Below are 26,925 nucleotides of genomic sequence, written 5' to 3' on the forward strand. Positions count from 1 at the left end.
CACTACTCCCCATTTTCATAGAAAAACATCATTCTATTTACGAAAGCATCCTTTGCCGGCTCTTCATTCCCTGATACTTTTTCTACAGTCTCTTCTTGTGGTTTTTCATAACGATGATAGCTTTCATATTCTTCATTTATCCATAGTATAGCGAAATAAAACAAAATCGTACAACTTGTAAATAATAAAAATACTTTTATTCCATCAAAAGTTAATTTTAAAGCTCGGCGCATTGTAAACTCCTCCAAAATATAAGTTATTACAACATATGCCAAGCTTTCACCAATTTATACCTTATTCAAATAAAAAACCTCTTCCTAGATAAATAGGAAAAGGTTATTTTTCATCCGTTTCATTTTCTTGACAATTTTTACAAATCCCATGGAATGTTAAACGATGATCTTTCACCTTAAAGCTCCAGTCATGTTCTACTTTCCTTTCCACTTCACCAAGTAAATCTTCTTGTATTTCTTGTACAGCACCACATTGTGTACAAATCAAATGATGGTGGAAACGCTGCGCACCTTCTTGGCGTAAGTCATAGCGTGAAACACCGTCTCCGAAGTTAATCTTATCGACAACTTTTAACTCAGATAATAGTTCTAAAGTTCGATAGACGGTTGCTAGTCCGATCTCTGGCGACTTTTCTTTTACAAGGAGGTAAACATCTTCTGCGCTTAAATGATCTTCTTCATTTTCTAGCAGCACACGAACTGTTGCTTCACGTTGCGGTGTTAACTTGTAGCTCGCTGCATGTAATTGCTTCTTAATTCGTTCAATTCTTTCTTCCATTCGGTACTACTCCCTCCTCGCCACTCTTACACCATTATATCAGAAGAAGGGCTTCTGTCAAAAGAAAAACAATAAAAACAAATTGATAATTATTCTCATAAAGTATTTATTGTTTATTAATAGCTTCAACGACTTCTTTCATTAAAACTGGTGATGCATAAGCTTCTACACTAGAAGCAAGAGCTAACACCGCTCCAATTATAAGAAAGAAGCATGTATAACGAATTAATAACGGTAATAGTGGCTCGGTTATTTTCCGAATAAATTGATGCCTAATCATGCGTAAGGAAAAGCTTGCTGCAATTGTTGTCATAACGAGAAATACTGGAATAATAATGAGGTTTTGTGGCAACACAGAAACGAATGCTAATAATAATCCATTCCATCCATGCTGACTGACTAAAAAACCTACTGTAAATCCGACAACTACTCCTTTTACAAACAATAAAATAAAAATAAGTGGCAATCCAATAATTGAAATCCCCAAAATCCAAATAAATCCAATGTATTTTAATTGCGAAAAGTAACTTTCTCGAAACATTTCGCTTGCAATAGCAAATTCTCCTTTAGAAACTTGTCCAAAAAAACGTTGTAAATAAAATGATAAATCTTGTTTTTGATTTAATTGTAGACTATTTACAAGAATGGCCCCAAATATTACTCCCATCAATAATAAAACAGCGTTAAATATATATAATGAAGAGTTTTCCTGTATGTGAGACATTACACGGTCTTGCCAAGTTTTTCGCCACATTTTTCTTCCCTCCGTTCACACTCTTACTAAAAATGTATGAAAGAAAGAAAAAAGTATGACGAATTAACATTGAAATTCCGCTCTACTTTGCTAAACTAAAAAGTAGAGAATAGGAGGGATTTCTCTTGAAACCATTATTATTAGATTTTCCAACATTATTTCAAACTGAACGCTTACAAGTTCGTAAGCCATTTCCAGGTGATGGTGCAGAAGTGTATGAAGCAATCCAAGCTTCTCTAGAAGACTTAGTACCGTGGATGCCAATTAACGCTGAAACAGAAGAAAGTGCTGAAGAAATCGTTCGTAATGCTCACGGACAGTTTTTACTTCGTGAGACACTTGATTTTCACTTATACGATAAAGTATCTGGTACATTCATCGGGGCTATAACACTCAAGCCTGAAAACTGGGATATTCCAAAGTTTTCACTTCACTTCTGGCTGCATAGTGCGTATACAAAACAGGGCTATATGACTGAAGCTATTAAAGGTGCCATTCAATTTGCCTTCGATAAGCTAAGTGCTAGAAGAATTGAAATTCGTATTGATGCAACAAATACAAATGCATGTAACTTAGCAGAACGTTTAGAATTTATTCTAGAAGGTACAATGGAAAATGATTTCATAGCACCAGACGGTAGCTTACGTGATGCACGCGTATACGCAAAAATCAATTAAAAAACACTCGCCTTTGGCGAGTGTTTATTTTTGTAATTGTAAATATTGTACTGCAAACATCGTTTTTGCATCATGAATACGAAGATCTTTCATAAGAGTAATCGCTTCTTCTAACGATACTTCCATCAATTCCACAAACTCATCTTCATCTAACTCGGCTTTATTTTCTTTTTTTGTCAAACCTATCGCTTTATATACATATAAAATTTCATCTGCAAATCCTGGAGATGTATAGAAAGAAGTAATAAGCTCCATATTTTCACATACATATCCTGTTTCCTCTTCTAATTCACGAACTGCTGTCACCTCAGGTTTTTCACCAGGTTCTAACTTGCCGGCCGGAATTTCTATAATCGCCTTTTCAAGCGCTTTACGATACTGCTCAACAAGCACGATTTTCCCCTCATCAGTAATAGCAATAATAGCAACTGCACCAGGGTGATTTACAATTTCACGTTTACTCATTGCTCCATTTGGTAATACTACATCATCAACACGAACTTTTATAACTCTACCATCAAAAATCGGCTCAGTTTTTACTGTTCTCTCTGCAAGATTACTCATACTACTTCATCTCCCTGTTCTATTTCCTATTCATTCCTCATACATTTTACCACATTGAAAGGAGCGTGATAGAAATGAAAGTTTATATTTTACCAAATCGCGTCACTTTAGTCGGAAAAGCATGGCAAATTCGCCATAAACTAAAACAATATAGCAAAGAGTATACAACTGTACAAGAGTGGATTACAGCAAATAAAAAGTAAACGTTTGTCAACCTCTTTTCCCTTTCGTACAATAAAGGTAAGGAGGTTGACCTATGAAAAAACGTCAATTAGGAAACTCAGATTTGTTTGTTACAGAAATGGGCCTTGGCTGTATGTCTCTCGGTACATCTGAAACAGAAGCTATGCGTATTATCGATGAAGCAATTGATTTAGGAATCAATTTTTTTGATACAGCAGATTTATACGATTATGGATTAAACGAAGAATTTGTTGGAAAAGCATTAAAAGGGAAACGAGACCAAATTGTTCTTACAACGAAAGTTGGAAATCGATGGACAGAAGAAAAAAACGGCTGGTCTTGGGATCCTTCTAAGAATTACATAAAGGCTGAAGTGAAAGAAAGTTTACGTAGACTTCAAACTGATTATATTGATTTTTATCAACTTCACGGCGGGACGATTGAAGATCCAATAGATGAAACAGTTGAAGCCTTTGAAGAATTAAAAAAAGAAGGTATCATTCGCCATTACGGTATTTCTTCTATACGTCCAAATGTCATCCGTGAGTATGCAAAACGTTCAAATATCGTTAGTGTGCTAATGGAATATAGCCTTTTAAATCGTCGCCCTGAAGAATGGTTCCCACTTTTCAGTGAACATCAAATTAGCATTATTGCTCGCGGACCACTTGCAAAAGGAATTTTAACTGACAATAATGTGAGAAAGATAGAAAGAGTAAAAGAAAAAGATTACCTTTCTTATTCTTACGATGAATTATATGCGACGCTTGCAAGTGTAAAAGAAATAACCCAAGGAAGCTCCTTAACTGGAACAGCTATTCAATATTGCTTACATAACGAAACCGTTGCAGCTGTTATACCTGGTGCAAGCTCTATCCAACAATTGCAAGAAAATGTACAGGCTAGTAAACAAACACAGTTAACAACAGCAGAATATGTACAACTTCAGCAAATTGCTAAATGTGATACTTACGCTTTACATCGTTAAAAAGACGCTACCATACTGGTAGCGTCTTTTTATAGCGTATCATATTTATCAGGATTCGTTCCTACATGTAAATTACGATTTAACGTATTAATTTGAGTCATCTCTTCTTCTGTTAGTGAAAAATCAAAGATAGAAAAATTCTCCTTAATGCGAGATGGTGTAACAGATTTAGGAATTGTCACTACCCCGCTTTGAATATCCCATCTTAATATAACTTGCGCAGGTGTTTTTTCATATTTCGTAGTAATGGCCTGGATAATCGGGTGCTCGAATACTTCCCCACCTCTCATTAAGGGGCTCCATGCTTCCATTTGAATTTGCTCATCTTGACAGAAATTACGCAATTCAAATTGCGCTAACATCGGATGAAGTTCTACTTGGTTTACCATCGGCTTTACTTTACAATTTGGTAATAATAGCTCTAAATGATGTTTATGAAAATTAGAAACACCAATCGCGCGCACTTTACCTTCTTCATACAATTTTTCTAACGCTCGGTACGTATCAACATACTTCCCTCTTATTGGCCAATGTATTAAATATAAATCTACATAGTCCATTTGTAATTTCTTTAAGCTTTTTTCAAACGCCTCAATTGTTTCTTCGTACCCTTGATCGTCGTTCCAAACTTTTGTTGTAATAAATATGTCTTCTCTCGGAATTCCTGATTCACGAACCGCTTCTCCGACACCGCTTTCATTTTCATATACAGTCGCTGTATCAATCGAACGGTATCCAACTTCTAACGCTGTTTTTACTGCTTGTTTTACTTCGGCGCCTTCCTTCGCTTTATAAACGCCTAGACCAATCATCGGCATTTTCACGCCATTATGAAGTGTAGTTGTTGGAATGTGCACAGTCGTCTCCCTCTCATTCTTACATTTTTTATAAGCCACCACTTTATTTGAACAAGATTCAACCAAAAAGTCAAAACATATGTACAGTTTACATAATAATTTTATACACTAAAACGTGAACTCAATTATTCACATTTCCTTCTTTCCATTCTTTCGCTTTTTCATCAACATTACGTACAAATTCATTTTTCCCTTCCGAATATAACGTGCCATCATATGTATACTTTTCAGCTAATTCTTTCTTTAAAGTTGCATATGCCTCAGCTTCTTCACAATGGGCCATCATATAATCACGAAATGCTAAATGCCTTACTATCTCAGGGTTTCCTTTTTCAAACACGTGTAAATGATACGAACGTTTTTCCTCCGTTCCATGTATAAAATAACGACGTCTTGAAATACCATTTTCCCCTTTTACGATGTAACCAAGTTCTATAAAACGTTCATTCCACTGATCTACTCTGTCGATACTCTCTACTTCCATAATCATATCTATAATTGGTTTAGCTGCCAGTCCTGGCACTGACGTACTTCCAATATGGTGGACTTTCACCATTTCTGGCATCGCCGATTTTAATCTTTTGGCCTCTATTTGAAATTTTTCGTTCCAATGATTTTCATGCGGAACGACTACAATTTTTCTCATTTTACACTCCCCTTTTCTTACAAGCTCGTCAAAAAAATGATCAGCGATATACACTGATCATTTTTTTATATTATTTAAAGTCTTTCCAAGTAAGGCTACTTTCACTTAACAGTTCTTCAAATGATTTATTCTTTTCACGCTCTTTTTGTTCTTGGCGCTTTCTTTCCAGTTCAGCTGCCTCTTTTTTCTCTTCTCTCACTTGCAATTCTTTCTTCTTATTCTTTAATTGCTGCATGAGTGAATCATTTAATTGATCGCCTAATGTAAGCGACTCTTTCTCTGGTTTATTAACTTGCGATTGTCTTTGCATTTGTCTTTGTTTCTTTTTCTTCATGCTACTCACCTTTTACTTTTTTCTCCATTATAGTAGATACACAATGAAATCGACAATAAAAAAGGTTCTTTACTCTATTATTCACCTTTTGTAAATATGTTAATTTTTCGAAAAAACTAAATTTTTATATAGATATAATCCTATGAATCTATTAAAATTATGTCGTATGATGTCAGATTATAAAAAAAGGAGAAATGAATTATGTGGAAAAAAATTATTCCTACTGTTGCCGTTTTAAGCACCATAACTTTTTCAACTGTATTTGCCGCTCCCCCATCCCAGACTCCAGCTGAACAAAACCGCTACATAGACATACAAATGCTTGGTATTAATGATTTCCATGGACAACTAGATACTGTTAAAAAAATTAATAACAAAGAAGCCGGTGGCGCTGATTACTTAGCTACTTATTTAAAAGAACGTAAAAAGCAAAACCCGAATACACTTCTCGTACATGCTGGCGATATTGTCGGAGCTAGTCCACCAGTTTCAGCATTGTTACAAGACGAACCAACGATTGAATTTTTGAATGACTTAAAATTCGATGTTGGTACAATCGGAAACCATGAATTTGATGAAGGTATCGATGAAATGAAACGCCTCATTTACGGTGGATATCACGAGAAAACGGGGAATTTCAAAGGTGCTAACTTCCCTTATGTCGCTGCTAACTTCTATAACAAATCAACTGGTCGTTTATTTTTACCACCATTTACTGTAAAAATGGTAGATGGTGTTCCTGTAGGATTCATTGGCGTTGTTACAACTGATACACCAAATGTCGTGATGCCTACTATGCTTAAAAATGTACAGATCACTGACGAAGTAGAAGCAATTAATAAATCAACGCAACAATTAAAGCGTCTCGGTGTTAAATCCATCGTCGTCCTTGCCCATGTCGGCGGAACAACTGATGAATCTGGCGTGACAAATGGAGACCTTACTCGCATTGCAAATGAAACAGATCCAGAAGTTGATGTCATTTTCGGTGGGCATAGTCACACGTATGTAAATGGCACTGTAAATAATAAACTAATCGTCCAAGCGAACTCTTATGGAACAGCTTTCTCAGACGTAGATGTAACAATTGATCGTAAAACAAAAGATATTGTAAAGAAAAAAGCTGAAGTGATCACAACATATCATGAAGGTGTGGAACCTGATAAACAAGTAAAACAAAAAATAGATCAATATAAAGAAAAGATTGCACCACTTGTAAATGAAGTTGTGGGAAAATCTACAGCACCTATCGACCGTAAACAAAATGATGCTGGTGAATCTACTCTTGGGAATGTAATTGCCGACGCACAGCGTCAAACAATGCAAGCTCAAATCGCACTTATGAATCCTGGTGGTATTCGTAATGACTTAGATGCTGGCGATATTACTTGGGGCGAATTATATGGCATTCAGCCTTTTGGAAACCAATTGATTAAAGTAGATTTAACAGGTCAAGATATTCGCGACATTTTAAATCAGCAATGGCAAAAAGGAACAACAAGAATGCTTCAAATTTCAGGTATTCAATATACGTGGGATGCCAATAAACCAAACGGTGAAAAGGTTACGAATATACACTTAACAAATGGCGAGGTGTTATCTCCAACTAAAACGTATAGCGTAGTTGCGAATGCTTTCTTAGCTTCTGGCGGTGACGGATTCGTATCATTTAAAAATGGAAAAAATTCAGAAACTGGTCCAAACGACTTTGAAGCGCTAGTCGATTATGTAAAACAATTAAAAGAACCAATTCAGCCAATTATTGATGGTAGAATTCAAAAAATAAATTAAGTATTTCTCTAATATGCGATCCAGATTTTTATTGTACAGGGTACACTTATACTTACTTAATCCACAATATTAGTAAAATCTAAAAAGGATACTCGTTCTCACAATGAACTTAGTATCCTTTTCTTTAGTCATCCAAACGTGCTGTTTTGTTAAAATCATATTGCTGCAAAAATTGTTGTAACGCCTCTTCTACAAGTTTAGATTTCTGAATTCCTTTTGATTCTGATATAGCGTCTAGTTTTGCTAATATTTCTTTATTAATAGAAAAAGTACGTTTCTTTTTTTCTGTGCTTATACTCATAATTGGCGCGATTACTTCTTCTCTCTTACTTAGTAATTCATAAATACTTTGTAATTGTTCATAAATTAATAATTGGTAATCCGTTTTCGCATATTGAAGGGCCGTCGCTTCTTGGAGTTGTAAGTGACGAGGTTCTTCTCCATCTCCTACAAAAATACGTTTCTTCTGTTCCCCATCATATTCATATCCAATCAATCTTAATTTCTTTGATAATGTATACGGGCTTATTTCAAGACGTTTTGCTATGATAGCGATGGATTCACGTCTATTTAAGCAATCTATAATTTCTCCAATCGTCACAATTTCCCTCCTCCCGTGTTGAAATGACACTAGTATGGTATGTTACAATGATTTTCTAACAGTATATGCAAAACAAATAGCCTGTGCGATTCATACGATTTCAGAAAAGGAGGTTTTCAATATGCTTTTTCGTAGCTATACCCCACCGTTTTATAATGAAAATAAACAACTCATTCCTAATAGTATTGCTACGATGGAAAGCGTTATGATTCATAATCGAAAACAAACTCTCCTTATGCGCGGGCAAAACATAGAGCAGCCTATTTTATTATGCTGTCATGGTGGACCGGGCATGGCACAAATTGGATTTATTCGTCATTTCCAAAAAGAATTGGAGAAACATTTCATCGTTATTAATTGGGATCAGCGCGGGGCAGGTAAATCTTTTTCAATGAAAGATTTCGGAGCAAATTTTACAATCGAACAATTCGTTTCCGATGCAAAAGAAGTGATTCACTATGTACTTAAAAAGTTCAACAAACAGAAACTATTTCTCGCTGGTCATTCTTGGGGAAGCATTATTGGGCTTAACATAGCACATCAATATCCACAGTATATCGAGGCGTACATCGGTATTGGGCAGATTGTGCATATGAAACAAAACGAAGAATTGCTATATCAGCATTTAATTCGTTCTGCAAAAAAACATGATCATAAAAAAGCATTAGCATCCCTTTTAAAATTAGGCAAACCTCCATTTTTAGATACGAGACGCCTTATTATTCAAAGAAAGTGGCTTAGCACATTCGGCGGAGCAATCCAAAACGGATCTTCCTTTTCTTTTATACGAACAGGCTTCTTCTCTCCTGAATATACGCTATTAGATTGGTTCAAGTTTCTCGCAGGAAATTTAAAATCTGGCGTTTTATGGGAAGAAATGCTGACAATCGATTTCTTTTCTTCTATTTCAAGTTTATCTATTCCGGTTTATTTTTGTTCTGGTCGCTATGATTATCAAACTCCTTATGCACTCGTTCAGGAATATTGCGATGTGATAGAAGCACCCATAAAAAAGATGATTTGGTTCCCAAATTCAGCACATTCTCCTGATTTAGAAGAACCAGAATTATTCGCTAATTCTTTACAATCAATTAAACAAGAGCTAGCTTTTCAGCATTAGTAACAAAGGCTCTTTTACATTTCATAGAAAACACTTTATAATAATATGTCGCAACTATGTATAAATATAGCAAGGTGCTTCATATTTACTTGCCTTAACACAATAAAATTTTGGGGAGATTACATTTATTATGAATGCTGTACTCATCGCAGTAGCAGTTATGCTATTGCTTAGTTTGTTACGTGTCCAGGTCATTGTCGCCATCATTGTTGGAGCTTTAACAGGCGGAATTATCGGCGGACTCGGTATTTCAGAAACAATTAACACTTTTACAACTGGTCTTGGAAACAGCGCTCCAATTGCTTTAAGTTATGCAATGCTTGGCGGTTTCGCTATTTCCCTTTCCAAAACAGGACTTCCAGATGCCATGATTCAAACTGCATTAAAATGGATTGGCAATGAACAAGACACGAAAAAACAAGTTTATTCTAAAATACTTATTTTATTCATCATTTTAACAATGGCTTGCTTCTCACAAAATGTGATTCCTGTTCATATCGCTTTCATCCCCATCTTAATTCCAGCACTTTTAAAAGTATTAAATGAGCTGAAAGTGGATCGCAGACTTGTTACATGTATTATTACATTCGGATTGATTACTCCTTATATGTGGATTCCAGCGGGATTCGGAAAAATTTATCATGACGTATTGCAAACAAATGCTGCGCAAAGCGGTCTTACATTTGATGTCGCACTTATTCCAAAAGCAATGACTATTCCAGCAATCGGTATGATTATTGGATTATGTGTAGCCGTATTCATTACGTACCGAAAACCTCGTACGTATGAAACAGAACAAGTTCATACTACCGCAAATGAGATCGTTCCCTACACAAAACGTAGCATTACTTTCGGATTATTATCTATCATAGCTACATTAACTGTTCAATTAGCAACAGAATCAATGATTTTTGGTGCTTTAGCAGGGATTATCGTCTTATCAGTAAGTGGTAGTCTACCTCTTAAAGAAGCAGATGCGATATTAACAAGCGGAATGCGCATGATGTCCTTTATCGGTTTTGTTATGATCGCTGCCGCTGGATTTGGCGCTGTTCTTCGAAAAACAGGACATGTTGAATCTCTTGTGCAAACGAGTGCACATATAATCGGAAATAATAAACCACTCGCTGCATTTCTTATGCTTGTGATTGGACTTCTCGTTACGATGGGAATTGGTTCATCCTTTTCAACCATCCCTATCTTAACAACAATTTTTGTACCTCTTTGCATGCAGCTCGGATTTAGTCCAATGGCTACAATTGCAATTATCGGTACAGCCGGTGCGTTAGGGGATGCAGGATCTCCAGCATCAGATAGTACACTTGGACCAACATCCGGTTTAAATGCTGATGGTCAACACCATCATATATGGGATACATGTGTACCAACTTTTCTGCATTATAATATACCGTTACTTATATTCGGCTTTATTGCCGCCATTACATTATAAAAGGTGCGTTTTATACGCACCTTTTACTTTTTTATTTTTTCTTTTAATTGTTGCAAAGCTATCTTCCCATTTTCTTCGACACAACTTTCAATTTTCATGAATGACGGGCCTATCCATTCACTGTCTATACTCCCGTTCAGTCCAATAATTTTCAATTTATCCGGTATACGGATATTTAAATTTTTCGCTGCTCGCATTAACGCAAAAGTAACCTTATCACTTGAAGTTACAATGCCATCTATATACGGATAAGTTTGCAATAATGTAATAAACTGTTTATTCGTATACCCTTGTACACATTCTTCTCGATAAGAGATTCCTTCCTCCCAAACAGCGTCTAAAAATCCCGATATGTGCTCTTCCATTGCTTCACTATCTTCTCCCTCACCGAAATAAGCAAGGAAGTGACAGCCTTTCTCTTTTAAGACAGAAACCGTTCTTTGTCCACTTTCATAATGATTTGCATGGGGGGGTTTTTCATCAATCACAACAAATGGAAGTGGAATTTCTCCTATACTTTTAAAAACGGATTTTGTCAAAATAACACCTGCAACGTTATTTTCCTTCAACATATGTATGTATCTATCTTTATTCTCTATATTACAAACAATGATTTGATATCCTTCTTTATATGCTATTTCCTCAATACAATGTAGCAAAGTGATGTTCGATGGGTTATATAAATTATCTACAAGTAATGCAATTATCGTTGAACTCTCTTTAAACAATGGCTTTGCTGTACTATTTGGCCTATAACGTAATTCCTCAATTGCTTCCTTTACTTGTTTTACTGTGTCCTCATGAACGTATCCTTTTTCATTAATAACTCGTGAAACGGTTGCGACTGAAACACCTGCCAATTTTGCAACATCACGTATAGTTGCCACATCGTCACCCCTTAATATGGTAATAGATTACAATTTTACGGTAAACTAAATTACAATATTCGTCAAGGTTAATAACTTATATTTCTGAAAATTGTTACATCATTACACTATACGATACTCTAACTGAATTTCATGTAAAATTGGGATATTATCATATCCGATACGCGGAATTTCTTTCTTGATTTTTCTTGCCTCTTCCACTGCATTCACATATAAATTAGTAATCACAAAATTACGTTTTTGGTAAAAACGTAACGCATTCATATTATCATTTGTTGTTATGAGCCAAACCCGCCCGCACCGTTCTTCTTCTGCAACTTGTAATACACAATCCACAAGTTTTGTCCCTATTCCTTTTCTTTCTTCAAAGCTATCTAGCGATACAATTTCACACATATTTCCGGTCACATCATACGTAGTAATTCCGATTATTCTGTCATCTAAGAGTGCAACAAATCCTGGCAACTCTTCTAACTGATGCCCCTTCCCACGCGAAACCATCAATGAACTCCCCCAGTTCTCACACATGAACATACGGATTGTTTCTTTCATCGCTGGCGTAATTTTTTGTATATACACCATTTCCTATTTCTCCCCTTTTCTATCATTGTGATACAATGTAAGTGTATCACATGTAACGGTATTTGGAGGATGAGGTAAAGTATGAAACGTTTTTTTGCAGCATTGTTTACTATACTAGGTGCGATAACTGCCCTTGGGATTTTCTTTACAAATAAAGTGATGTACTTAAAGAAAAAAACAGAGGAAGAAGTACTGGAGAGAGAAACGAAAAAACATTTTCGTATAGAGGATTTTGATGCTCTTCATAAAGAAGAAATTCATATTCCTTCGCAATTCGGATACGATCTTCACGGATATTACATTCCTGCTGGTCATTCCAATAAGTTTATGATTTTTTGTCACGGCGTAACTGTAAATAAAATGAACTCTGTAAAATATGCAAGGTTATTTTTAAACAGAGGGTATAATGTCGTTATTTATGATCATCGTCGTCATGGTAAAACTGGCGGAAAAACAACAAGCTATGGATACTATGAAAAACATGATTTAAAATCTGTAGTTGACTGGCTAAAAAGTCGTTTTGGAACAAATATAACACTCGGTATTCATGGTGAATCTATGGGAGCTGCAACACTTCTTCAATACGCAGGACTTGTAGAAGATGGTGCTGATTTCTATATTGCAGATTGTCCTTTTTCTGATTTCTACGGGCAATTACAACACCGTTTAAAGGTTGAATTCCATTTACCTAAATGGCCTTTATTACCTTTAGCAAATGCTTTTTTAAAAGTGCGTGACGGTTATACGATTCGCGAAGTTTCACCAATCGATTGCATAAAAAATATTAACAATCCCGTCCTCTTTATTCATAGTAAAGATGATGATTATATTTTAGCTGATATGACGAAAGCACTATATGAAGCGAAGGAAAACAATAAACAACTTTATATTGCAGAACGCGGCGCACACGCTTGCTCTTATAACGAAAATAAAGAAGAGTATGAAGCAGCCGTTGATCAATTTTTAAACTCATATGTAAAAGAAACAAAAAACAGGCTTGCATAAGCCTGTTTTTTTATTGCGCTAAAACGTCTGTAACTTGTTCCATGTTTTCAGAAATCCATTGCATTGCATCATCTAACGTTGGAAATTCTGTCGTTTGAAATGTTACCTCATCTTGAAGTAACCAAACATCCTTTGACTCTTGTCCTACACCTGCAATAGACCAATGTAACAAACTATATGGATGATTATCATTCAAAAATGATGCCCACGTGCGCTCATTTGCAATATTTCGTAATGTACGTAATTGTTTATCCATCTTTCTTCACCTTACTCTAGTCAGTTATAAAAAACATTATAACACTCTCTTCTCTCCCAAAGAAAGTGCCCATTTAATATTGTCAAGTACTTCTCTTAATTATATGATGAAATTAAGCGTTTGGGAAGGAGGGATAGCGTTGGCTAAAGTACAAATTAAAGTAAATGATAATGGCTCTTTTCGCGTTACAGGGGACGTGGAATTAGTCGATTCACAAGGGAATGTATTCCCAGCAAAACCGGCATTTTCTTTATGCCGTTGTGGTTTATCAAAAAATATGCCTTATTGCGATGCTTCGCATAAAGGGAAATTCGATTCTGTTGTTAGAGCACCAGAGGCAGAATAATTTCACATGTGACATGCACATTTTTTTGTGCATGTTTTTTCTTTTCATTAACTCTCGTTCCCCCTTTTCCTTACAACATTCCCCATACTTTTGTCTTCATTCCAACTTACATATATTTTCACACAATTCTTCACATTCGAATATTTTTTACTAGCCTTTTGTCTTTTTTGTGCTATAATTTGAGCAAACAACATCCTTCGGGGTCGGGTGAAATTCCCAACCGGCGGTGATGAAGTGCAAACTTCTAAGTCCGTGACCCGTTTTCAACTCGAAAACGGTGGATCTAGTGAAACTCTAGGGCCGACAGTATAGTCTGGATGGGAGAAGGATATGTTTTCTAGTAATTTTATATAGCGAATACACTTTTATTTCAGTATGCATATTTTTAAAGTTTCATTTTGAATCTTTATATATGTTTTATTTTGTATACTTATGTTTCTATACTGGAATAAAAAGATACGACTAGCGTTTGAAAATTCGATATTTTGCTAGGTTTTTTCCTTATGCAAAAATATCAATCATCGTTAGGTTTCTTTCCTATACTTTCGTATTCGAACTATATTTCTAGAAATCACGTCTCCCAAACCCCAAGGATATAAAATCCTTGGGGTTTTTTGATTTTTTCAGGAGAGGTGAAAAGAATGACAGATCAAAAATATATGAGGATTGCCCTGCAGTTAGCAGAAGGAACATCCGGACAAACAAGTCCAAATCCTATGGTTGGTGCTGTTGTTGTAAAAAATGGAAACATCGTCGGTATGGGAGCACATTTACGTGCTGGTGAAGAACACGCAGAAGTTCACGCTCTTCATATGGCTGGTGAAAAAGCAAAAGGAGCTACCGTTTATGTAACACTTGAACCGTGTAGCCATTTTGGAAAAACACCACCTTGCTGTGAATTGCTCATCAAAAAAGGAGTCAAACGGGTTGTAATTGCTACTCTTGATTGCAATCCTCTCGTTTCTGGTAATGGAAAAAGGAGATTAGAAGAAGCTGGCATCGACGTAACTACCGGTGTTCTTGAAGTAGAAGCTACCTTATTAAATCGTTTCTTTTTTCACTACATGAAAACGAAACGTCCATTTGTAACAATAAAAACAGCGATGAGCTTAGATGGGAAAACAGCAACTGTCACTGGTGAAAGTAAGTGGATTACAGGTGAAGAAGCACGAGCTGATGTCCACCAATATCGCCATACACATGATGCGATTCTCGTTGGAGTAAATACGGTTATAGCTGATAATCCGCATTTAACGACAAGAATTCCTAATGGGGGGAAACATCCTATACGTGTTATTTTAGATACCCATTTACGAACACCACCATCTTCTCATGTCATAACAGATGGTTTAGCACCGACATGGATTTTTGTCGGGAAAGATGTAAATAAAGAAAAAATAGCTTCTTATGAATCTGAAAATATAGCTATATTCCAAATGAAAACGAAGCACATTGAAATTGAGGACCTCCTTTTCTTTCTTGGAGAAAAGCAAATTCTTTCTCTATTCGTTGAAGGTGGTCAAACAGTTCATGCAAGCTTCTTACAAACAAAGTATTTCAATGAAATTATAACTTATATAAGCCCAATATTAATTGGGGGGAAAGATGCCCCTACTTTATTTGGCGGAAATGGTTTCACAGCATTACAAGATGCACTTTCCTTGGAAATTCAAGAGATGAAACAAATGGGCGATGATATAAAAATCGTTGCGAACGCCCGAAGTGAGGTGATGGAATGTTTACAGGAATTGTAGAAGAATTAGGAACTGTTTCAAACCTGCAACAAAGCGGAGAAGCGATGAAGTTAACGATTCATGCAAACAAAATTTTATCAGATGTTCACTTAGGTGATAGTATCTCGGTTAACGGTATTTGCTTAACTGTAACGAGTTTCACAACAACTTCATTCACAGTGGACGCAATGCCTGAAACGATGCAATCAACATCACTTCGTATGCTTAAACCACACTCTAAAGTAAATTTAGAACGAGCAATGGCTGCAAACGGACGATTCGGTGGACATTTCGTTTCAGGGCATATTGATGGCATCGGAACGATATTAAACAAAAAACAACACTATAATGCCGTCTATTACAAAATAGCTATTGCTGATGAATTGCTGCGCTATTGTTTGCATAAAGGATCCGTTGCTGTTGATGGAACGAGTTTAACAATATTTGATATAGACGAATCTTCCATCACAATCTCACTCATCCCGCACACAGTAAGTGAATCTGTTATCGGAGAAAAGAATGCCGGTGACATCGTAAACATTGAGTGTGACATGATCGGTAAATATATCGAACGCTTTATTTCTAAACCTGTAAAACGAACACGTTCAATGAGCGAAAGCTTTTTACAAGAAAACGGATTTCTATAAGGGGGAAGCATGATGTTTCATCGTATTGAAGAAGCTCTAGAAGATTTAAAACAAGGAAAAGTCGTCATCGTATGTGATGATGAAAACCGTGAAAATGAAGGCGATTTTATCGCATTAGCAGAGTATATTACGCCGGAAACGATTAATTTTATGATTACACATGGGCGTGGCCTCGTTTGTGTACCGATTACGGAAGGGTACGCAGAACGTCTACAGTTAGAACCAATGGTAGCTCATAATACAGATTCGCATCATACTGCATTTACGGTGAGCATTGATCACGTTTCTACAACAACAGGAATTAGCGCTCACGAACGGGCAACTACGATACAAGAATTGTTAAATCCTGCATCAAAAGGTGCTGATTTCAATCGTCCTGGACATATCTTTCCATTAATCGCGAAAGAAGGCGGTGTCCTGCGCCGCGCTGGTCATACTGAAGCTGCTGTCGATTTAGCACAGCTTTGCGGAGCAGAACCAGCTGGAGTTATTTGCGAGATTATCAATGAGGACGGTACGATGGCACGCGTACCTGATTTACTACAGTGTGCAAAACAATTTGATATAAAAATGATTACAATAGAAGATTTAATTGCTTATCGCCGCCACCATGAAACATTAGTGACGAGAGAAGTGGAAATTACATTACCTACAGATTTCGGTACTTTCCATGCAATTGGCTATTCTAATTCATTAGATACAAAAGAACATATCGCACTCGTAAAAGGTGATATTTCAACAGGAGAACCTGTACTTGTACGCGTTCATTCAGAGTGCTTAACAGGAGATGTATTTGGCTCATGCCGTTGTGATTGCGGACCACAACTCCATGCTGCACTTGCTCAAATTGAGCGTGAAGGAAAAGGCGTTCTTCTCTATATGAGACAAGAAGGACGAGGCATCGGCCTTCTTAATAAGCTTCGTGCTTATAAATTACAAGAAGAAGGTTTCGATACTGTAGAAGCAAACGAAAAGCTTGGGTTCCCTGCTGATCTACGCGATTACGGTATTGGCGCTCAAATTTTAAAAGATTTAGGTTTACAACATTTACGATTATTAACGAATAATCCGCGAAAAATTGCTGGCTTACAAGGTTACGATTTAAAAGTAATCGAGCGTGTACCGTTGCAAATGCCAACAAAAGAAGAGAATAAAGCGTATTTACAAACGAAAGTAAACAAATTAGGACATTTACTAAACTTATAATAAAGGGAGAGATTCATTATGGTATTCGAAGGTCATTTAGTTGGTACAGGATTAAAAGTTGGGGTTGTTGTTGGACGTTTTAATGAATTTATTACAAGTAAGTTACTCGGCGGAGCTTTAGATGGATTAAAGCGCCACGGTGTAGAAGAAACTGATATCGATGTTGCTTGGGTTCCTGGCGCATTTGAAATTCCTTTAATCGCTAAAAAGATGGCTAGTAGCGGAAAGTATGATGCTGTTATTACGTTAGGTACTGTAATCCGCGGTGCTACAACACATTACGATTACGTTTGTAATGAAGTTGCAAAAGGAGTTGCATCTTTATCACTACAAACAGATATCCCCGTTATTTTCGGTGTATTAACGACTGAAACGATTGAGCAAGCGATTGAACGCGCAGGCACGAAAGCTGGTAATAAAGGCTATGAATCCGCCGTTGCTGCGATTGAAATGGCTCACTTATCAAAACAATGGGCATAAAAAAGAGGCTGCGGCCTCTTTTTTATTTTTTTACTTTTTTCCGTACATCTTTTATTAATTCATCCATTGTTTTTCCTTCTGTTTGTATACGAAGCTTTTGTGCTGTTCTCCAAACATTCTCTCTTTTCTTCGCCTCTTCTATAATAGTAATTTCTTTTCGCACTTCCTTTAAATCTTTCCCTTCTGTTTTCAATCCAAAATGTTCAGCTTTCGTTCGAAAATGTTGTTCAATTCGTTGTTGCATCTCTTTTTGTTCAGGATTTTCGGCGGCCTTAACTGGATCAGTACTTATTGCTTTTAGCAAAATTAGACAAGTCATAATCGCTAATATATATTTGTGCATGTAAAATCCTCCAACCCAATATAAATTACATATTTACTATGTACAATTGGGGCTTGGAAAATTCGTCCACCAAAATTCTTTTTTCCGCTCAAAAACCAATAATATCAAGCGTTCACAACTATTTATTACATTTTATTTACAAAAAAAGCAAACTCTTTTACAAGTTTGCTTTTTATCTATCTCATAATGCACATTCTTCAATCTCAAACCCTAAATCTTCAATCATCCCCCAGTCTGCAGTCGGCTCTTGCCCAGCTGTTGTTAAATAATCCCCGACAAAGATAGAGTTTGCTGCAAATAAACCAATTGGTTGTACAGAACGTAAATTGATTTCACGTCCCCCTGAAATGCGAATTTCTTTCGTTGGGTTTACAAAACGCATCATTGCCAGCACTTTTAAACATTCTACTGGCGTTAATTCTTTTTGTCCCTCAAGCGGCGTACCCTTTACAGCAACAAGGAAATTACATGGAATTGAATCTGCATCTATACGTTGTAATTCAAATGCAATTTCAGCACGTTCTTCTATTGTCTCGCCCATTCCAAAAATCGCCCCTGAGCATGGTGAAATCCCTGCTTGTTTCGCTTTTTGAACTGTATCAACACGATCGTCATACGTATGAGTGGAGCAAATGCTTTCGTAATTATTCGCATGTGTATTTAAGTTGTGGTTATAACGATGTACACCCGCTTCTGCTAAACGCCCTGCTTGATCTTCGTTTAAGAAACCTAAACAACAGCAAATCTTTAAATCTGTCGTTTCACGTATCTCCTTAACGGCTCCAATTACGTGATTCACCTCTTTATCCGTCGGACGACGACCAGATGCCACAATACAATATGTACCCGCTTTACGGCGAATTGCTTCATGTGCTCCTTCTACAATCTTTTCCTGCGTTAGCCATGCATATTTATCAATTGGCGCCTCTGAAATAATAGACTGTGAACAATATCCGCAATCTTCAGGACATAATCCAGATTTCGTATTAATAATCATATTTAATTTTACTTTCTTACCAAAGTGATGATGGCGAATGATGTAAGCTGCATTCATAATTTCTAAAACTTCTTTCTCATCTGCTTCTAATATCGCTATTGCATCCTCTTTCGTAATCCTTTTCTCTTCTACTACGTCATATGCAAGTTTTTTCCAATCCCTTTTTGTTTGTACTTGTTTCATTTCATCTCTTCCCCTCTTTTGTTATGTGCATAAATAAAGCGTGATACGTCGCCATTATCCCTTCATTTTCCGTGAAGTCTCTTTCGTATATGCGAAGCATCGCACGAAAGAGTGAGGGACTTTGACAATAGGATTCTTCATTACTATTAGTCGCTCCTACTTTTCGAATAGAGTGTAGAAACTCCCTAACTTCTGTAAATCTCTCTATGTAACATGTTTCAGAAACATGCACATCCCCTGTTTCTATTTCACATATATGGCGCAACTGATTTTTCGAATAAAAACGTTGCCCAATCGATGTTTCATTTTGTATATTTTTTTCTTCTTTCGCCCGCTGGAACGAAGCATGCAATTCTTGAAATGTTTCATGTCCAAACGTCGAAAAGAGTAATATCCCATCTATAGACAAATGATGAAATAAATTTCTTACCACTTGTTTTAAATCATTTAGCCATTGAAATGTGGCATTCGAAATAATGACATCATACGTTTCTTCTAGTCGTAATCTTTCGATATCCTCACAGTAAAACATTACATTTTTCACATTTTGTCTAGTTTTCGCAACCTCAATCATACTTTCAGCAAAATCAATGGCTGTAATATGCGCTTTCGGAAATAAACTTGATAATTGCTCTGTAACATATCCTGTCCCGCATCCAAGTTCTAAAATACGTATCGTTGAATTTGCACTATATCGCTGCTTCAATCTAGAAAGTAATGAATGTGCCATCTTTTTTTGTACATTTGCATATTGATCGTAGGATACAGCTGCCACGTTAAACCGTTTTTGTAGTAACGTTTTGTTGATCATGTCGTATCCCCTCTACAAATTGAATTATCTCATTTCCGCAATATTCAAAATTCATTACACATAATGCGTGTCCAGCCTCACTTACTACCTTGAGCGTGGCAGCCTCATTCTCAGCCATACTACGCGCTGCAGATAATGGGCATATGACATCCTGCTCTCCATGAATAAGTAGTATAGGTACTTTAACTTCTTTCAGTTCTTCCCTCATATCTGCTTCTATTAAATACTCCAAACCTAATTGCAAAGACTGAATAGAATCGCCTTTAAATCGTTTTATCATATCTTCAAACCTGTTATTCTCTTTCAGCTCATCTTTCGTAAACATATTTTTATAAAACCGCTTGAGCGTATCTTCTTTCTTTCTCGCTACATTCTTTTTCAGCCGTTCTACATGCAAAGCATTCCATCCACTCTTATAGTCGCTCGTATTTGTAAACTTGGCCGTACCACCAATTAGTACGATACCTTTTGCCTTAACCTTTTTATGGGCTTGAACTGCCGCTAACGCTCCTAGTGACCATCCAACTAAAATCACATTTTCATCTTTTGCTACATCTATTATTCGCCCCGCAAATTCACTTTGTTCTTTCACATTACGCCAATTGATACATTGAACAGAATATCCTTTAAAATATGGCAGAACTAAAGTCCAAACACCTTCTTCCATTCCCCATCCAGGAATAAAAATAATCTTTAGCTCTTTCATACGAAAAACCCCTCTTCTTTACCAATGCGTATAATATGCTGAATAGCCCAGTTCAAATCAGCTATTGTATGTTGGGACGTAACTGCAAAACGGACCCGTGAACTATTCACTGGAACCGTTGGTGGACGAATTGCAATTGCTGCAATACTTACCTCTTGCAACCTTTTACTAAACCGTAAAGCTGTTTCATTTGAACCGACTACAATCGGTACAATATGAGTTGAGCTATTTCCAATATCAAAACCAGCTTCTTGCAAATGTGTCCTAAAATAGGCTCCATTCTCTATAAGTCGCTCTCTTCTTTCATTATCTTCTTTCACAATTTCAATTGCTTTTTGTACCGCTCCTAACGTTCCTGGTGGTAAAGCAGTAGTAAAAATAAAGCTTCTCATCATATTTTGTAAATACTCTATATAAATTGCATCGCCTGTCAAATACGCACCATAACACCCTAAAGCCTTACTAAACGTCCCCATATGTATATCAATTTTTTGAGCAACATCTTTTTCTATATGGGACAATCCTGCTCCATTCATTCCATATATTCCACTCGCATGTGCTTCATCAACTATAATCATTGCGCCGTATTTCTCTTTTATGTGCACTAACTCTCGTAAATATGCAGTATCACCATCCATACTAAAAACAGTATCCGTTACGATTAATTTCTTCTTTTTTGGCGGTGCTACTTGCAACAGCTTCTCTAAATGATCTAAATCATTATGACGATATCTTTTATGCTCTGCTCCGCTTAATATAATTCCATCAACGATGCTTGCATGATTTAATTTGTCACTAAACACAATATCGTGACGACAGGCTAATGAAGAAATCACTCCAACATTTGCCGTATATCCACTATTTACAACTAAGGCTTTTTCAGTGCCTTTCCAATCGCATATATTTCTCTCAACCTCTTCATACAGTGAATAATTTCCTACAACGAGCCTTGATGCTGTCGCCCCAGTTCCATATTTTCTTGTGCATGCTATAGCAGCTTCTTTTAACCTCTCATCTCCAGCTAACCCTAAATAATTATTTGACGCTAAATTTAGCATCCTTTTTTCATCTCGAATAAGCCATGTCTCTTCTGCTCGTTCTGTTACATGCAAATTGCGATACTGCCCTTGCTCATTTAATTGTTGCAATTTAGATTGAAGATGTGTGCGCCACGTTTGATTCATTTCGGATAAACTCCTCTAATTTTGAAATCATTATATACTCTTTTGCAGATTCCAAGACTTCTTCTTTTGTAAATGCACCTTCAAAGAATGGTAATAAACCTAAAACCGGTACCCCACTTAGTTCTTCAATCATTTCTTTGTTTTCTTGTACTCTTTCCATTTCACATTCTTTGCAGCCGGATAAAATTACACCTGCTACCGTTAAGCCCTGTGCCTTTGCATAAGCAATCGTTAAAACGGTATGATTTACTGTTCCTAATGTAGGACGTGCTACTACAATAAGAGGAAGCTGTAATTCTTTTGCAAAATCAATTACTAAAGCATCTTCTGTGTACGGAACAGCCAGTCCACCTGCTCCTTCTACAAATAGGCTATTAAACTCTTTCAATCGTTCGTTATAGTGATTCATAATGTCTTGTAAATGTACTACTCTTCCAGCTCTTTTCATGGCAAGTCTCGGAGCAAGTGGCTCTTCAATAGAATAAGGGCAAATTTCATCTTCTTTTGTCGGTACACCTGATAATGCTTTTAACCTTGCTGCATCTCCCTCTGGATTTGATGCAACATGTCCACTTTGCAACGGCTTGTATACCCCTATGTTATATCCCAATTCTCTAAATACACCTGCTAATGCACCTGCAACTACAGTTTTCCCCACTTCAGTATCCGTTGCTGTTACAAAAAAACCACTCATTATTCTCCCTCCGTAACATCCGAGATTGCTTTATACAAAATGCGTAACATATCATCAATCTCATCCATTGTAGAAGCAAGAGGAGGCATAAATACAATCGTATTACCGAGCGGTCGCAAGATCATGCCCAGCTCTCTTGAGCGTTTACACACTTGAACACCGACTCTCTCTGTCCATTCAAACGCTTCTTTCGTTTCCTTATTCTTCACAAGTTCAATTCCAACCATTAACCCGCACTGACGAATATCTCCTACATGTTTATATGCAAAGAGCTCTTCCAATTGCGTCGCCACATATTCTGTCTTACGTGCCACTTCTTCCATTAAATTTGTTTTCTCGTATAGTTCTAGATTCGCAATGGCTACCGCACACCCTAACGGATTCCCTGTATAACTATGACCGTGGAAAAACGTTTTTTGTTCTTCATAGTCGCCTAAAAAGGCATTATAAATTTCATCTGTCGTTACGGTGATTGCAACTGGTAAATATCCGCCCGTTAAACCTTTTCCAGCTGTTAAAATGTCCGGCGTTACATTTTCATGTTCACATGCAAACATTTTCCCGGTACGCCCAAATCCAGTCGCTACCTCATCTGTAATAAATAAAACATTATATTTTGTACATAAATTACGTAGCCCTTTTAAGTATCCTTTTGGCATTGTAATCATACCGCCAGCACCTTGCATTAAAGGTTCTACAATAATCGCCGCAATTTCTTCATGTTTGTCTTTCAGCAACTCTTCCATTTCTTCTAAATGTTTTTTTACAATTCCCTCCTTATTATTTCCATAAGGAGAACGATATGTATATGGATAAGGCATTTTAATTGCTTCAAATAAAAGTGAACTATACACTTGGTGAAACAAGTCTATTGCTCCTACTGAAACAGCTCCAATTGTATCACCGTGATACGCTTCTTTTAATGTAACAAATCTTTGTTTCTTCGGTTTTCCTTTATGCTGCCAATATTGAAAGGCCATCTTAATTGCAATTTCAACGGCACTAGAACCAGAGTCTGAATAAAATACTTTCTTCAAACCTTCTGGTACAACTTCAATTATTTTTTCTGCTAATAAAATAGATGGAACGTTAGCAAGTCCTAGCATAGTAGAATGGGCAATTTTATTTAATTGCTCACGAATTGCTTCATCTAATTCTGGTACTTGATGTCCGTGAACATTTAACCAAATAGATGAAACACCGTCCCAATATTCATTTCCATTTACATCGTATAGCTTTCTTCCCTCTCCACGTTCAATAATGACAGGATCTTCTTCTAAATAATCTTTCATTTGTGTAAACGGATGCCATACATAAGCTTTATTTTTCTCCGATAATTCTTCATATGTATAAGACGATTTTTCAGTCGTATTACTATTAACAGTCACAATTGTCACCCCTAATGTTAACTAGTTTATAAATAAAGTTAACATTAAATTTAAATGACTGTCAATTATTTTTAAATCAAATAGTTCTTAAAAAAGAACAACTTATCATACGATAAGTTGTTCTACTTTCCATGTTGTATCTTTCCGATTTCTAAAATAATCTCTTCATCTTTTTTTCCTTCTGTATCAATTCCAAGTTGCTTAGCGTGCTCAATTAATAAATCATGACGCTGCTCAAATCTAGCCTTATCTACTTCTTTCGTAACTTCTTCTTTTGTTTTCCCATCAGTAGAAACTCCTAGTTTCTCAGCTGCTTTTTCTATCGACTTCTTCTCTTCCTTTTCTTTCACTTTCTTCACTTCTGACTGCTGTATTTGCTTTTGCTTCGCCTGCTCTGATTCAGCTGCAAAAGCTGTGTAAATTCCAGCACTTCCGCCAATGACTAGTAAGGTGGTAAAAAGAATTATTTTTTTCTTCACTCTTTCCTCCCCTTTCAAATTCATTATAACGTACAAATTTAGAACATTAAAAACATTTAACCTTTATTTCCCTAAAAAAATATTGCACATTTTTATTGACATATAAGTTAAAAATGTGATAAAAATTTAACTAACATCATATGAATCGGCATTGATAGGATTTAGTAGTATTTCGATTTCTGATTTCAGAGAGCTGGTGGTCGGTGCGAACCAGTACAGAGCGAATTATGAATTACCCCCTGGAGCTTCTTTTGCGAAACGTAAGGAGTAGTGAAAGACGGTTATAGACCGTTATATCTAAAGAGTGGTGAAACGAAACTGTTTCACAATTTAGGGTGGTACCGCGAATTTTTCGTCCCTGCATATATTGCAGGGGCGTTTTTATTTTATTAGCGCATATCATACGACCCTTTATTTTGTGATACATTCATTTCACAAGCTAGGGTGGTACCGCGATTTCTTCGTCCCTGCATAATTATATGCAGGGACGTTTTTTTATCCAATCATTTCCGTATCATATTGAAGAATCAACAATTACCGGTAATTTGTCACAAAATTCTAAAATTTAGAAGGAAATAAACAATATTGGCGAATTTTATATAAAAAAGAGCTATTTTAGATTACTTAGGAGGGAAAAACAATGGTTTCAAAAATTGAATCTGTTCTTTTAACATTATTTATCTTTTTCTGTATTGGCTTTAGTGTTATTCAATTAGAAGTTTCACCACACATTCCAATTTTATTTGGTATCGTTCTTTTATTAGCATTTGGATTTATGAAAAAAATCTCTTGGTCTACTATGGAAAAAGGGATGATCAGTAGTATTTCCGCTGGTATTCCATCTATTTTTATTTTCTTACTTGTAGGCGTATTAATTAGTGTTTGGATCGCTGCTGGAACAATTCCAACTTTAATGGTGTACGGCTTCCAGCTTGTATCTCCAAAGATTTTCGTTCCAACTGTTTTTGTTGTTTGTGCAATTGTTGGAACAAGTATCGGTAGTGCCTTTACAACTGCCGCAACTGTAGGACTTGCCTTTATGGGTATGGGTAGTGCTCTCGGATACGATCCGGCTCTAATCGCTGGTGCAATTATTTCTGGTGCATTCTTTGGAGATAAAATGTCTCCTTTATCTGATACAACTAACTTAGCTCCTGCTGTTACGGGTGTAGATTTATTTGAGCATATTCGTAACATGCTTTGGACAACAGTTCCAGCTTTCATTATTGCTTTTATCGCATTTTTCATTTTAGGAAGCGGCACTAGTGGAGACGTTGACTTCACAAACTTTATTAGCACGTTAGAAAAAAACACAACGATTTCTATCGTTACACTTATTCCAATTTTATTACTGTTCTTATTCGCATTTAAAAAAGTTCCAGCCGTTCCAACATTGCTTGCAGGAATTGTGGTAGGAATTATTATTCTCTTTATTTTTAAACCTAGCACTTCTTTAGCTGATTTAATGAAAATTATGCAAGACGGCTACGTTTCTAAAACTGGTATTAAAGACATTGATAGCTTACTATCTCGCGGTGGTCTACAAAGCATGATGATGTCGATTGCGCTTATTTTCCTAGCTCTTTGTATGGGAGGATTATTACAAGGAATGGGTATTATCACGCAACTAATGAATATCATCTCTAGCTTCGTAAAAAACAGCACGCGCTTAATTATTTCTACTGCTTCAACTGCAATTGGTGTAAACTTCTTACTTGGTGAGCAGTACTTATCCATCGTTTTAACAGGACAAGCATTTGCTAATAAATACGATGAAGTTGGTTTAGAGCGTCGTAATTTATCACGCGTATTAGAAGATGCAGGTACAGTTATTAACCCACTCGTACCATGGGGTGTCAGTGGCGTATTCTTAACAAACGTCCTTAGCGTTCCAACATTCGATTACCTTCCATACGCAATTTTCTGTTTAGCTTGCCCGGTCTTAACGATTATCGTCGGATTTACTGGATTTGGCCTTTCATGGAAGAAAGAAAAAGCAGTTACAATGTCATAATAAAAAAGGATTACCTAAATTGGTAATCCTTTTTTATTTCTCGACTATCTATTTGCTTTCTTTCTTTCTTCTAAATAATAGAAGTAATCCTGCTCCAACAAACGCCAAGCCTGCTCCAATTGTAGAAACAACACTTGTACCTGTTTTCGGTAAATCACGCTCTTCTTTATTTTCACTTACAGTTGTTGTTTCTTTTAAGTTTTGATTATCCGTTGTAGTTTGTCCAG

The 26,925-nt window shown here is 36.4% G+C and carries 33 protein-coding genes, 1 riboswitch and 1 other annotated feature; of the genes, 13 read left to right on the forward strand and 20 right to left on the reverse strand.

Going from position 1 to position 26,925, the window contains the following annotated elements; all coding sequences use genetic code 11:
- Window positions 1-2: 2 nt before the first annotated feature.
- The 3 genes from MR113_RS09910 to spoIIM all read right to left on the reverse strand — a co-directional run bounded on the left by MR113_RS09910 (window position 3) and on the right by spoIIM (window position 1,516).
- Window positions 3-233, reverse strand: a complete 231-nt coding sequence (locus tag MR113_RS09910) for a YqzK family protein (RefSeq protein WP_001250433.1) — start codon at window positions 231-233, stop codon at window positions 3-5.
- A gap of 103 nt (window positions 234-336) precedes the next feature.
- The gene (gene fur, locus MR113_RS09915; protein ID WP_000392655.1) at window positions 337-792 is read right to left on the reverse strand and encodes a ferric iron uptake transcriptional regulator; all 456 of its coding nucleotides are present in this window, start codon (window positions 790-792) and stop codon (window positions 337-339) included.
- A 106-nt stretch (window positions 793-898) separates the two neighbouring features.
- Window positions 899-1,516, reverse strand: a complete 618-nt coding sequence (gene spoIIM / locus MR113_RS09920) for a stage II sporulation protein M (RefSeq protein WP_229200852.1) — start codon at window positions 1,514-1,516, stop codon at window positions 899-901.
- 155 nt (window positions 1,517-1,671) lie between these two features.
- Between spoIIM and MR113_RS09925 the strand changes: the two genes are divergently transcribed.
- A complete protein-coding gene (locus MR113_RS09925; RefSeq protein WP_000803488.1) occupies window positions 1,672-2,223 on the forward strand; it encodes a GNAT family N-acetyltransferase in 552 nt (183 codons plus the stop codon).
- A 24-nt stretch (window positions 2,224-2,247) separates the two neighbouring features.
- On the opposite strand, the gene MR113_RS09930 is transcribed toward MR113_RS09925, so the two are convergent.
- Window positions 2,248-2,787, reverse strand: coding sequence for an NUDIX domain-containing protein (locus tag MR113_RS09930; RefSeq protein ID WP_242253884.1), 540 nt, complete (start codon window positions 2,785-2,787; stop codon window positions 2,248-2,250).
- Window positions 2,788-2,861: 74 nt separating this feature from the next.
- On the opposite strand from MR113_RS09930, the gene mciZ reads away from it, so the two are divergent.
- Both mciZ and lolS read left to right on the forward strand, forming a co-directional pair.
- Window positions 2,862-2,990, forward strand: coding sequence for a Z-ring formation inhibitor MciZ (gene mciZ, locus MR113_RS09935; RefSeq protein ID WP_212954688.1), 129 nt, complete (start codon window positions 2,862-2,864; stop codon window positions 2,988-2,990).
- 53 nt (window positions 2,991-3,043) lie between these two features.
- A complete protein-coding gene (gene lolS, locus MR113_RS09940; RefSeq protein ID WP_242253885.1) occupies window positions 3,044-3,958 on the forward strand; it encodes an aldo/keto reductase in 915 nt (304 codons plus the stop codon).
- Between the two features lie 29 nt (window positions 3,959-3,987).
- On the opposite strand, the gene MR113_RS09945 is transcribed toward lolS, so the two are convergent.
- From MR113_RS09945 to MR113_RS09955, 3 genes are all read right to left on the reverse strand, one after another.
- Window positions 3,988-4,815, reverse strand: a complete 828-nt coding sequence (locus tag MR113_RS09945) for an aldo/keto reductase (protein WP_242253886.1) — start codon at window positions 4,813-4,815, stop codon at window positions 3,988-3,990.
- Window positions 4,816-4,936: 121 nt separating this feature from the next.
- Complete coding sequence (locus tag MR113_RS09950; protein WP_242253892.1) at window positions 4,937-5,461, reverse strand: GrpB family protein; 525 nt, start codon at window positions 5,459-5,461, stop codon at window positions 4,937-4,939.
- A gap of 70 nt (window positions 5,462-5,531) precedes the next feature.
- A complete protein-coding gene (locus tag MR113_RS09955) occupies window positions 5,532-5,795 on the reverse strand; it encodes a YqkE family protein (protein WP_000727552.1) in 264 nt (87 codons plus the stop codon).
- Between the two features lie 201 nt (window positions 5,796-5,996).
- Between MR113_RS09955 and MR113_RS09960 the strand changes: the two genes are divergently transcribed.
- Window positions 5,997-7,586, forward strand: coding sequence for a bifunctional metallophosphatase/5'-nucleotidase (locus tag MR113_RS09960; RefSeq protein ID WP_242253894.1), 1,590 nt, complete (start codon window positions 5,997-5,999; stop codon window positions 7,584-7,586).
- Between the two features lie 124 nt (window positions 7,587-7,710).
- Here MR113_RS09960 and MR113_RS09965 read toward each other — a convergent pair whose 3' ends face one another.
- Window positions 7,711-8,187 (reverse strand): ribbon-helix-helix domain-containing protein, encoded by a 477-nt coding sequence (locus MR113_RS09965; protein ID WP_242253896.1) that lies wholly within the window; start codon window positions 8,185-8,187, stop codon window positions 7,711-7,713.
- A 121-nt stretch (window positions 8,188-8,308) separates the two neighbouring features.
- Between MR113_RS09965 and MR113_RS09970 the strand changes: the two genes are divergently transcribed.
- Window positions 8,309-9,307, forward strand: a complete 999-nt coding sequence (locus tag MR113_RS09970) for an alpha/beta fold hydrolase (protein ID WP_242253897.1) — start codon at window positions 8,309-8,311, stop codon at window positions 9,305-9,307.
- A gap of 130 nt (window positions 9,308-9,437) precedes the next feature.
- On the forward strand, window positions 9,438-10,757 hold the full coding sequence (locus MR113_RS09975; protein WP_242253899.1) for a Na+/H+ antiporter family protein: 1,320 nt from the start codon (window positions 9,438-9,440) through the stop codon (window positions 10,755-10,757).
- A gap of 23 nt (window positions 10,758-10,780) precedes the next feature.
- On the opposite strand, the gene MR113_RS09980 is transcribed toward MR113_RS09975, so the two are convergent.
- Both MR113_RS09980 and MR113_RS09985 read right to left on the reverse strand, forming a co-directional pair.
- Window positions 10,781-11,644 carry a LacI family DNA-binding transcriptional regulator gene (locus MR113_RS09980; RefSeq protein ID WP_242253901.1) on the reverse strand — a complete coding sequence of 288 codons (864 nt, stop codon included), beginning with the start codon at window positions 11,642-11,644 and terminating at the stop codon, window positions 10,781-10,783.
- 102 nt (window positions 11,645-11,746) lie between these two features.
- A complete protein-coding gene (locus MR113_RS09985) occupies window positions 11,747-12,226 on the reverse strand; it encodes a GNAT family N-acetyltransferase (RefSeq protein WP_242253903.1) in 480 nt (159 codons plus the stop codon).
- Window positions 12,227-12,307: 81 nt separating this feature from the next.
- Here MR113_RS09985 and MR113_RS09990 point away from each other — a divergent pair, with 81 nt between their 5' ends.
- Window positions 12,308-13,231 carry an alpha/beta hydrolase gene (locus MR113_RS09990; RefSeq protein ID WP_048546291.1) on the forward strand — a complete coding sequence of 308 codons (924 nt, stop codon included), beginning with the start codon at window positions 12,308-12,310 and terminating at the stop codon, window positions 13,229-13,231.
- A 10-nt stretch (window positions 13,232-13,241) separates the two neighbouring features.
- On the opposite strand, the gene MR113_RS09995 is transcribed toward MR113_RS09990, so the two are convergent.
- The gene (locus MR113_RS09995; RefSeq protein ID WP_000360810.1) at window positions 13,242-13,487 is read right to left on the reverse strand and encodes a DUF2552 family protein; all 246 of its coding nucleotides are present in this window, start codon (window positions 13,485-13,487) and stop codon (window positions 13,242-13,244) included.
- 139 nt (window positions 13,488-13,626) lie between these two features.
- Between MR113_RS09995 and MR113_RS10000 the strand changes: the two genes are divergently transcribed.
- From MR113_RS10000 to ribH, 5 genes are all read left to right on the forward strand, one after another.
- Window positions 13,627-13,833, forward strand: coding sequence for a CDGSH iron-sulfur domain-containing protein (locus MR113_RS10000; RefSeq protein ID WP_098614107.1), 207 nt, complete (start codon window positions 13,627-13,629; stop codon window positions 13,831-13,833).
- A gap of 189 nt (window positions 13,834-14,022) precedes the next feature.
- A riboswitch (FMN riboswitch) is annotated at window positions 14,023-14,166 on the forward strand.
- Window positions 14,167-14,474: 308 nt separating this feature from the next.
- On the forward strand, window positions 14,475-15,587 hold the full coding sequence (gene ribD / locus MR113_RS10005) for a bifunctional diaminohydroxyphosphoribosylaminopyrimidine deaminase/5-amino-6-(5-phosphoribosylamino)uracil reductase RibD (RefSeq protein ID WP_242253905.1): 1,113 nt from the start codon (window positions 14,475-14,477) through the stop codon (window positions 15,585-15,587).
- Window positions 15,569-16,213 (forward strand): riboflavin synthase, encoded by a 645-nt coding sequence (gene ribE / locus MR113_RS10010; RefSeq protein WP_242253907.1) that lies wholly within the window; start codon window positions 15,569-15,571, stop codon window positions 16,211-16,213. Before ribD ends, ribE begins: the two co-directional genes overlap by 19 nt.
- Before the next feature lie 12 nt (window positions 16,214-16,225).
- Window positions 16,226-17,419 (forward strand): bifunctional 3,4-dihydroxy-2-butanone 4-phosphate synthase/GTP cyclohydrolase II, encoded by a 1,194-nt coding sequence (gene ribBA, locus MR113_RS10015; protein ID WP_242253909.1) that lies wholly within the window; start codon window positions 16,226-16,228, stop codon window positions 17,417-17,419.
- 18 nt (window positions 17,420-17,437) lie between these two features.
- The gene (ribH, locus tag MR113_RS10020; protein ID WP_000230901.1) at window positions 17,438-17,899 is read left to right on the forward strand and encodes a 6,7-dimethyl-8-ribityllumazine synthase; all 462 of its coding nucleotides are present in this window, start codon (window positions 17,438-17,440) and stop codon (window positions 17,897-17,899) included.
- Window positions 17,900-17,921: 22 nt separating this feature from the next.
- On the opposite strand, the gene MR113_RS10025 is transcribed toward ribH, so the two are convergent.
- The 8 genes from MR113_RS10025 to MR113_RS10060 form a co-directional block, all read right to left on the reverse strand.
- Window positions 17,922-18,242 carry a hypothetical protein gene (locus tag MR113_RS10025; protein WP_242253911.1) on the reverse strand — a complete coding sequence of 107 codons (321 nt, stop codon included), beginning with the start codon at window positions 18,240-18,242 and terminating at the stop codon, window positions 17,922-17,924.
- A 181-nt stretch (window positions 18,243-18,423) separates the two neighbouring features.
- Entirely contained in the window at window positions 18,424-19,422 is a 999-nt protein-coding gene (gene bioB / locus MR113_RS10030; protein WP_242253913.1) for a biotin synthase, read from the reverse strand.
- Window position 19,423: 1 nt separating this feature from the next.
- A complete protein-coding gene (gene bioC, locus MR113_RS10035) occupies window positions 19,424-20,233 on the reverse strand; it encodes a malonyl-ACP O-methyltransferase BioC (protein WP_242253915.1) in 810 nt (269 codons plus the stop codon).
- Window positions 20,199-20,939, reverse strand: coding sequence for an alpha/beta fold hydrolase (locus MR113_RS10040; protein WP_242253918.1), 741 nt, complete (start codon window positions 20,937-20,939; stop codon window positions 20,199-20,201). The genes bioC and MR113_RS10040 overlap by 35 nt, the downstream gene beginning before the upstream one ends.
- Window positions 20,936-22,123: an 8-amino-7-oxononanoate synthase gene (gene bioF / locus MR113_RS10045; RefSeq protein WP_242253920.1), complete on the reverse strand. Its 1,188-nt coding sequence runs from the start codon at window positions 22,121-22,123 to the stop codon at window positions 20,936-20,938. The genes MR113_RS10040 and bioF overlap by 4 nt, the downstream gene beginning before the upstream one ends.
- Window positions 22,089-22,817: an ATP-dependent dethiobiotin synthetase BioD gene (bioD, locus tag MR113_RS10050; RefSeq protein WP_242253922.1), complete on the reverse strand. Its 729-nt coding sequence runs from the start codon at window positions 22,815-22,817 to the stop codon at window positions 22,089-22,091. Before bioD ends, bioF begins: the two co-directional genes overlap by 35 nt.
- Window positions 22,817-24,205 carry an adenosylmethionine--8-amino-7-oxononanoate transaminase gene (gene bioA, locus MR113_RS10055; RefSeq protein ID WP_242253924.1) on the reverse strand — a complete coding sequence of 463 codons (1,389 nt, stop codon included), beginning with the start codon at window positions 24,203-24,205 and terminating at the stop codon, window positions 22,817-22,819. Before bioA ends, bioD begins: the two co-directional genes overlap by 1 nt.
- 122 nt (window positions 24,206-24,327) lie before the next feature.
- Window positions 24,328-24,684, reverse strand: coding sequence for a hypothetical protein (locus tag MR113_RS10060; protein WP_242253926.1), 357 nt, complete (start codon window positions 24,682-24,684; stop codon window positions 24,328-24,330).
- Window positions 24,685-24,826: 142 nt separating this feature from the next.
- Window positions 24,827-25,047, forward strand: a binding site (T-box leader).
- A gap of 277 nt (window positions 25,048-25,324) precedes the next feature.
- Between MR113_RS10060 and nhaC the strand changes: the two genes are divergently transcribed.
- Complete coding sequence (gene nhaC, locus MR113_RS10065; RefSeq protein WP_242253928.1) at window positions 25,325-26,698, forward strand: Na+/H+ antiporter NhaC; 1,374 nt, start codon at window positions 25,325-25,327, stop codon at window positions 26,696-26,698.
- A gap of 48 nt (window positions 26,699-26,746) precedes the next feature.
- Here nhaC and MR113_RS10070 read toward each other — a convergent pair.
- Window positions 26,747-26,925, reverse strand: a 179-nt coding sequence (locus MR113_RS10070; RefSeq protein ID WP_242253932.1) for an LPXTG cell wall anchor domain-containing protein, incomplete at its 5' end; no start/stop codon positions are given.

It is taken from the genome of Bacillus cereus group sp. BfR-BA-01379, assembly GCF_022663605.1.
Lineage (GTDB): Bacteria > Bacillota > Bacilli > Bacillales > Bacillaceae_G > Bacillus_A > Bacillus_A mobilis.